This window comes from Thermosynechococcus sp. OHK43, from assembly GCF_014466085.1.
Taxonomy (GTDB): Bacteria; Cyanobacteriota; Cyanobacteriia; order Thermosynechococcales; family Thermosynechococcaceae; genus Thermosynechococcus.
On record NZ_JACOMP010000258.1, the window covers coordinates 1 to 7,763 of the forward strand.

General features: G+C 54.6%; 8 protein-coding genes. 6 read left to right on the top strand and 2 right to left on the bottom strand.

What is annotated here, in order from left to right; all coding sequences use genetic code 11:
• Positions 1-132 precede the first annotated feature (132 nt).
• Both H8Q75_RS11120 and H8Q75_RS11125 read left to right on the top strand, forming a co-directional pair.
• Positions 133-1,638: an AAA family ATPase gene (locus H8Q75_RS11120; protein ID WP_024125558.1), complete on the top strand. Its 1,506-nt coding sequence runs from the start codon at positions 133-135 to the stop codon at positions 1,636-1,638.
• Positions 1,635-2,102, top strand: a complete 468-nt coding sequence (locus H8Q75_RS11125; protein WP_024125557.1) for an SH3 domain-containing protein — start codon at positions 1,635-1,637, stop codon at positions 2,100-2,102. Before H8Q75_RS11120 ends, H8Q75_RS11125 begins: the two co-directional genes overlap by 4 nt.
• A gap of 7 nt (positions 2,103-2,109) precedes the next feature.
• On the opposite strand, the gene H8Q75_RS11130 is transcribed toward H8Q75_RS11125, so the two are convergent.
• Positions 2,110-2,544 (bottom strand): FxLYD domain-containing protein, encoded by a 435-nt coding sequence (locus H8Q75_RS11130; RefSeq protein ID WP_297041742.1) that lies wholly within the window; start codon positions 2,542-2,544, stop codon positions 2,110-2,112.
• 150 nt (positions 2,545-2,694) lie between these two features.
• Here H8Q75_RS11130 and murD point away from each other — a divergent pair, with 150 nt between their 5' ends.
• The 4 genes from murD to H8Q75_RS11150 are packed head-to-tail and all read left to right on the top strand — an operon-like array spanning position 2,695 to position 6,752.
• Positions 2,695-4,059: a UDP-N-acetylmuramoyl-L-alanine--D-glutamate ligase gene (gene murD, locus H8Q75_RS11135; protein ID WP_024125555.1), complete on the top strand. Its 1,365-nt coding sequence runs from the start codon at positions 2,695-2,697 to the stop codon at positions 4,057-4,059.
• A complete protein-coding gene (locus H8Q75_RS11140; protein WP_297041747.1) occupies positions 4,056-5,231 on the top strand; it encodes an AI-2E family transporter in 1,176 nt (391 codons plus the stop codon). Before murD ends, H8Q75_RS11140 begins: the two co-directional genes overlap by 4 nt.
• Before the next feature lie 4 nt (positions 5,232-5,235).
• Entirely contained in the window at positions 5,236-5,913 is a 678-nt protein-coding gene (locus H8Q75_RS11145) for a hypothetical protein (protein WP_297041749.1), read from the top strand.
• A gap of 2 nt (positions 5,914-5,915) precedes the next feature.
• Positions 5,916-6,752 carry a DUF1838 domain-containing protein gene (locus H8Q75_RS11150; protein WP_024125553.1) on the top strand — a complete coding sequence of 279 codons (837 nt, stop codon included), beginning with the start codon at positions 5,916-5,918 and terminating at the stop codon, positions 6,750-6,752.
• Positions 6,753-6,765: 13 nt separating this feature from the next.
• Here the strand turns inward: H8Q75_RS11150 and H8Q75_RS11155 are convergent, their stop codons facing one another.
• Positions 6,766-7,758, bottom strand: a complete 993-nt coding sequence (locus tag H8Q75_RS11155) for an aspartate-semialdehyde dehydrogenase (protein ID WP_297041753.1) — start codon at positions 7,756-7,758, stop codon at positions 6,766-6,768.
• Positions 7,759-7,763 lie beyond the last annotated feature (5 nt).

Sequence of the window (7,763 nt, forward strand, 5' to 3'; positions counted from 1 at the left end):
GCCCTATCCCAAGTACTGTGATCCCCACTGTGGCGGTATTCACCCCCCCACCCCCGCACAACCCCCCCTGGATCACCGCTGGGCAACACTAGCGCAACTACAGTCGGCTCTGGAGGGTGCAGAACCATCGCCGTGAGTGCTCAGTCTGACCTTGAACTCTTGCTGCGGGCACGCTATCCCCTGTTGTATGTGGCCACAACGGAGGAAGAACGCCTTGAGGCGACACTGCATAGGATTAGCGATCGCCTGAATCAGCGCCCCATCTACATTTGGGATTTTGTCGAGGGATATCAGGGTAATCCCAATGATCTGGGAGTGGCCAAGCGCAATCCCCTCACTGCCCTTGAATTTGTCGAAAAACTACCGCCAGCGGCAGCGGCCATAATTCTGCTGCGGGATTTTCATCGCTTTATTGAGGATGTAGCGGTCTCTCGCAAACTGCGGAACCTGGCACGGCAACTCAAGTCCCAGCCCAAAAACTTAATCTTGCTTGCTCCGACGGTGCAGTTGCCCCCGGAACTGCGGGATGTGATTACCGTTGTCGAGTTTCCCTTGCCCCAACGGGAGGAAATTCGCCTTGAACTGGTGAAGCTCTGCCACAGCCTCGGTAACATTCCCCCAGAACCTCTTCTCGATGAATTGATCCGCGCTTGTCAGGGCTTGACCCTAGAGCGAATTCGCCGGGTGATGGGTCGGATTATTGCCCTCCACGGTATGCTGGACAGCAGCCATGTAGATCTAATCTTGGAGGAGAAACGGCAGATCCTGCGGCAAACCCAAATTCTCGAGTTTTACCCCACCCAAGAAACGATTGCTGATATTGGCGGTCTTGATAACCTTAAGGAGTGGTTGCTGCGGCGCGGCGGCGCCTTTTCCGAGCGGGCACGGCGCTATGGGCTACCCTATCCCCGTGGGGTGCTGCTGGTGGGGATTCAGGGTACAGGTAAGTCCCTGACAGCAAAGGCAATCGCCCACCAGTGGCACTTGCCCCTTTTGCGATTGGATGTCGGGCGGCTCTTTGGTGGCCTGGTGGGGGAATCGGAAGCACGCACCCGCGAAATGATTCAAATTGCTGAAGCCTTGGCGCCCTGTGTTCTCTGGATTGATGAAATGGATAAGGCCTTTGCCGGCATTGATGGCCGTGGCGATGGCGGAACCAGTAGCCGTGTCTTTGGCACGATTATCACTTGGTTGGCGGAGAAAACCTCTGCCGTTTTTGTTGTGGCCACTGCCAACAATGTGCAGGTCTTGCCCCCTGAACTGCTGCGCAAGGGGCGCTTTGATGAAATCTTTTTTGTGGGGCTACCCAATGTGGATGAGCGGCGCGCCATTTTTGAAGTGCACCTCAGTCGCGTGCGGCGCGATCGCCTGCAAAACTACGATCTAGAGCGGCTGGCCTACGAAACCATTGACTTTTCCGGGGCTGAAATCGAGCAGTGTATCATTGAAGCAATGCACCTTGCCTTTAGCCAAGACCGCGACTTTACCACCGAAGATCTCCTGCATGCGGCCAGCGAAATTATCCCCTTGGCGCGGACAGCTCGCGAACAAGTCCACCAATTACAAGAATGGGCGGCCTCCGGTCGGGCGCGGTTTGCCTCACGCATCCTGTCTCCCCCCCAGGACGTTAGATCATGAAACCAGTTGTGCGTCTGCTGCAATGGCTCTTGGGAACCTTTTTGGGCTTAGGCCTGATTACCCTTGTGGTTGCTGCCCTCATTACGCCCCTCATCTTTAACTTGCTCTGGCCACCCCCGCCTCCCAAAGTCGAGGCACACAATTCGCCACCACCGACGTCACCAGAGTCCTCACCGAATTCACCCTCGCCCACGCCTGAACCAACCCCGATCCAGTCACCGCAGCCAAATCCTAAAGGGCGAGTGATCTATGGAGAGGGTTTGCGGGTGCGCGATCGCCCCAGTCGGGAGGCAAATGCCCTGGGGGGCGTGGCCTTTGATGAGGTGGTGACGATCCTAGAGCGCAGTGAGGATGGGGAATGGTTGAAGATTCGCACTAAAAATGATCTTGAAGGCTGGGTACTGGCCTTTGGTGTGCAGGAAACAACCCCTCAATCCGCCACATCCAGTGAGACACCCCAGTAGGCCCCGGCTATTGGGAAAATTCCTGCATTTGCTGAAACGAGCGGTACTCGCGATCGCCACTCAGCCATTCCACAAGCGTAATTTTCACCCGTCCGCCCGCATTGGGAGTTGCCAGAAACTCCGCCTCCCCTTGGCTATTAATCGCTTGATTGCGCAACTGGGTCGATCCCGCTTCCAGCAGTCGTTTGCCGGTAGGATCATAGATTTCGTAATAGATCTGAACATTGCGTGCTGGTGTGGCCGTTTCATTGCGCACGCGTCCCGTCAGGCGGTGGTACCAGACACCCGCAATATTCTCACTCTGCAATTGGACATCGGTGACGCGCACCACTTTGGGTACTTCCCGGCGGCGGGCGATCGCGGGCATACCTTCAAGGGAGAGGAACCCGCCACAGATTGTCAATAGCAAACCACAGAGCCAAATTCTGCGTAAGCTAGGCATTGTTCTTTACCCAGTGTGACAATAATAGAGTCTAAGGCGCAACCTTCAGCGGCAGCGATCGCCTTTCGGTCCCATTGGCCTTGAGGATACCACTTTGGTGGCCGCTGCCCCGAGTCTGTACCTGCTCGATTGGATTCACCCCCCTTAACTATGCCAACTGTTCATGTGATTGGTCTTGGTCGCTCTGGCATTGCTGCCGCCCGTTTACTCAAACGTCAAGGTTGGCAAGTGGAGGTCAGTGACCGCCGCCAAACTCCGGCGCTGCAATCTCAACAGCAACTGCTGCAAGCTGAAGGCATCCCCGTTCAACTCAACTATGACTTTGATTTGCAAACTCTTGTCAGCGTTGGCCTGCGCGTTCCCGATGAAATTGTCATTAGTCCGGGGGTACCGTGGCACTCCCCTGCACTGGTCGCTGCTCGCCAAGCGGGCATCCCCGTCTGCGGCGAAGTGGCAATTGCCTGGCAGACCCTTGCCCATTTGCCCTGGGTGTGTATTACGGGCACCAATGGTAAAACAACAACCACGGCACTCACGGCTGCCATTTTTCAAGCGGCGGGGTACAATGCACCGGCCTGTGGCAACATTGGCAATAGCATTTGCGAAGTGGCTTTGACCGCAAGGGCCCTTGATTGGGTGATTGCTGAGATTAGTAGCTATCAATTAGAGTCGAGCCCCCCCCTACAACCCCAATTTGCCCTTTGGACAACCCTCACGCCGGATCACTTGGAACGCCACGGTACCCTCGACGCCTACGTGGCAACCAAAGCCCACCTAATGAACGGCGCAAAACAAGTGATTCTCAATGGGGATGATCCCTATCTGCGTCAGCACATGGTGAATCGCTGGCCCGAGGCATGGTGGATCAGTACTCAAGGGGCGGCAGCCCTACCCCAGGGGATTGAACAGGGCATCTATATTGCTGAGGATCAAGTGTGGTTTCAGGATCAGCCCCTCCTGCCTACCCATATCCTGCAAATGCCAGGTCAACACAATCAGCAAAACTTTCTTCTAGCGGTGGCAACTGCACATTTAGCCGGTATTCCCGCCGAAACGATTGCCAAAGGGGTGGCGGGGTTTACCGGTGTACCCCATCGCCTAGAGCGAATTCGTCAATGGCGACAGGTGGAGTGGATCAACGACAGCAAGGCCACCAATTATGACGCTGCAGAAATTGGGCTGCGTTCTGTGACAGGTCCAGTCATTCTCATTGCTGGGGGACAGGCCAAAAAGGGGGACGATCGCCCTTGGCTCAACCTAATTCAGGAGAAAGCTGCTTGGGTGCTCTTAATTGGTGAAGCGGCACCGCAGGTTGCGCAGCGCCTAGAGGCGATCGGCTTTACAAATTATGAGATCATGGAGACACTGGATCGGGCAGTGGCGGCGGCGGCTGAACTGGTGACCCAGTATCCGATCAAAACCGTGCTCTTTTCCCCTGGCTGTGCCAGCTTTGACCAATATCAGAACTTTGAAGAACGCGGTGATCACTTTCGTCAACTGTGCTTAGAGCTATGAGCCAATCTGCGGCCTCGGGTCACTGGTGGAATCGTCTCTCCATTGCCAGTCGGTTTCTGATTATTGGCTTGGCAGGGCCAGTTTTGACGCTGAATTTCTGGGCATTTGCCACCGTTCTCAAGTTCTTTGGACCACTGGTGGCAGTGCTTGTCCTTGCCTCCCTATTTGCCTTTTTGCTGAACTACCCGGTGCGCTGGATGGAGGAGCAGGGAAACCCCCGAGGACCCTCAGCAATTTTCGTCTTTCTGCTCGCCTTGGTACTGATTGCCATCATTGCCTTGGTTGTGGTGCCCAATCTCTTTAATCAGGCACAACAGCTCATTGCCCGTCTACCGGAATGGTTTAACTCCAGCCAACGACGACTGTTGGAATTTGGCCAGTGGGTGGACTCCCTCAATCTGCCGGTGACGGTGGATGTGGATGCCCTTGCCAATCAACTGTTGGAAAAACTTAAGGATCAATTGCAAAGCTTAGCTCGCGAGGCGCTGAATTTAATTTTGGGCACCCTCAGCAGTGCTGTGGATGTGCTGATTAACCTGATTTTGACGGTTGTACTCACGTTTTATTTGTTGCAGCACGGTGATGAATTGTGGGATGGTCTCCTCAGTTGGCTGCCAAATACGGTCCGCCCCACGGTTTCAGAAACGATACGCCGCAGTTTTGAGAGCTATTTTATTGGTCAGCTGGTACTCGGGCTGTGCATGGGAATTGGCTTGACCACGATTTTCATTTTCCTCAAGGTGCCCTATGGACTGCTCTTTGGTGTCATTATTGGCGTGATGGCTTTGGTGCCCTTTGGCGGCACAGTGGGGATCATTTCCATTAGTTTGCTGGTTGCCCTTCAGGATGTTTGGCTCTCCCTGAAGGTGGTCGGGTTTGCCTTTCTCTATCAGCAGTTTTTGGAGAATGTGGTTGCGCCACGGATCATTGGTAGCTTTACGGGCTTAAATCCGGTTTGGGTTTTTTTGGCGATCCTGACGGGCGCTAGGGCTTCGGGTTTAGTTGGGGTTCTAATTGCAGTTCCAATTGCGGTGGTGATCAAAACCTTCCTTGTGAGTGTGCGATCGCGCCTCAATACTGAGGAAGACGTGGAGGCCACCGTTGCACTCCCCAATCATCCGCCCCCCTTACCGCCGGTTTCTTCCTCAATGAAGCCATCCTCAGTGGAGTAGGAAAATGCTGCGTGCCCTTCACCCCGGAATTCTCACCTCCCTTGTGTTAATCAGTACAACAACCGCCATTACTCTAGTTACGGCTTTTATTGGCTACCACCTAGGGCGAGACTCATTGCGCGGTGTGTCCCAGCCGGTGGTGAATCCCATCCTCGGCAGTGCTGTGAATGGCAATGATCAAACTGAAGGGGAGCGATCGCCCATTCTTGACGAGGCGCAGATCATTGCCCAAACCAAAGCCCGCATTGCCGAAATGACCGAGGGTTCCAGCGATCGCAAGATTGTGCCTGCTCCCACCCCTGCCAATGAACCCCCAGCAGCGGAACCCGCAGTGAGTCGGACACTGCCTATCGTCGCTGAGGATAAGGGGGTGCGCCTAGAAATTAGCCGTGTGGACACCCTTGGCCAAGATTTAGCGCTGCAGGTTAGCTTGAAAAACGATAGTAGCCAAGGGGTGCAGTTTATTTACACCTTTCTTGAAATCACAAACGATAAGGGTGACCTTTTGAGTGCCCTCACCGAAGGCCTACCAACGGAATTGCCCGCCGGCAGTGATCTGGTCAAAGGCACCATTCTTATTCCCAAAAGCCTCCTCAACAATACAAAAACCTTAACACTGCGCCTTGCCAGCTATCCGAATCAGGATGTGGAATTGCAGGCTGCCAATATTCCTGTGGAGTAGCCATGCCCGCTGCTGAATTGGTTCAAAAATGGTTGAGTGCTCGCGATTGGGTGCGGGTGCGGGCAGATTTGAGGGGCAAGACCACGTTTATCGCATGGCAGGGAGCTGTGTATAGCTTTGTTCCCCAAGAGCGTCGCCGCCACCTCTTCAACATTGTTGGCATGAGTGCCGCTCGCTGTTTGCCCCATCCCGAGGGAGGGTGGTATTTTCTTTCCCGTGAATTAACGTTTTATCTGGATCCAGAAAATGGATCCCTGTGCGATCGCTGGCACAATCCTTGGACAGATGAGGGAGTTCCCGTGATTCCGGTTGCCAACGATCCTGTGCAGGGGCTATTTCGCCGTGAGGTACCGGCTCAAGTCAGTGAGAGAACCACGACGTTTCAGTTTGATCTGTTTCCCTACTATGACAATCCCTTGGCTAGGGATAAGCGGTTTCAAGCCTACAGCCCCCAGCCCATCTACCAAGCAGCAGAACTCTTTAAGCTAACGGTGGCCACCGCCGATTTACAACAGGAGACACCGACCATTGCCGATGTCCATTTGTCTTGGAGTCGGATTGGTCCTTGGTTGCCTTGGATGAAGATGGGCGATCGCCCCGGTTATCTCATCTATAGCGCGACCGGCTGCAAAGCCCTGGCCGTGGAAGACTTGCCCCCTCTCCTACAAGAGCAATTAGAGCGACTGCCCCAATACCGTGAAGCCCCCAGGGAATACCGCGAGGGCGCAGATATGACCTCGTGGCTGTATTTTCAGGAGCACTTTGAAGCCTACCTAGAAAGGCTGGGGGAGCCATCCCCTGAGGTTGGGCGATCGCCCCGTGAACCTGCGGATCAATGACTGGTGAAGAGAGTTAAAGCAATCCTTGGGCAATCAGGGATTCAGCAATTTGCACCGCATTCAATGCCGCTCCCTTGCGAATTTGATCCCCACACAGCCATAGTTCAAGGGCATTGGGTTCTGAAATATCTTGGCGCAGCCGGCCCACAAGTACTGGGTCCTTACCTGTTGCCTCGAGGGGCATGGGGAAATAATTGCGCTGCCAATCCTCAACAAACTGTACCCCCGGCGCTGTTTGCAGGCGATCGCGGGCCTCCTGCAGTGGAAAAGGCTCAAAAAATTCCACATTGAGGGCTTCCGAATGGGCACGCAACACGGGCACCCGAACACAGGTGGCCGTTAGCCGCAACTGGGGGGCATGGAAAATTTTGCGGGTTTCATTGACCATCTTCATTTCCTCTTGGCAGTAGCCCTGCTCATTGAGGGGAGAATTGTGGGGAAAGAGGTTAAAGGCCAAGGGATAGGGAAAGACCGCTGTGCGCGGTGGCTGTCCCTTTAGAATATCGAGGGCTTGATCCTTGAGTTCTTGCATGGCCTTTGCCCCCGCCCCACTGGCCGACTGATAGGTGGCCGCCACAATCCGCCGCATCGGTCGCACCTGATGCAATGGCCATAGCGCAACCGTCATCAAAATTGTTGTGCAGTTAGGATTGGCAATGATGCCTTGGTGTGTTTTTAGATCTTCAGGGTTGACTTCGGGCACCACTAAGGGAACATTGGGTTCCATGCGATAGGCACTGGAATTATCAATGGCGATCGCCCCCCCTTTGACCGCGATCGGCAGCCACTGCCGCGACACACTTGCCCCCGCCGAAGCCAGAATGAGATCCAACCCTTTGAGGGTCTGTTCACTCACCGCCTCTACAGACAGCACGGTCTCACGAAACGAGAGGGTTTGACCTGCTGAACGAGGCGAAGCCAACAGACGCAACTCTGCTACTGGGAACGACCGTTCCGCCAAAATTGCCAAAATTTCCGTGCCAACCGCACCTGTGGCTCCTAAAATGCCAA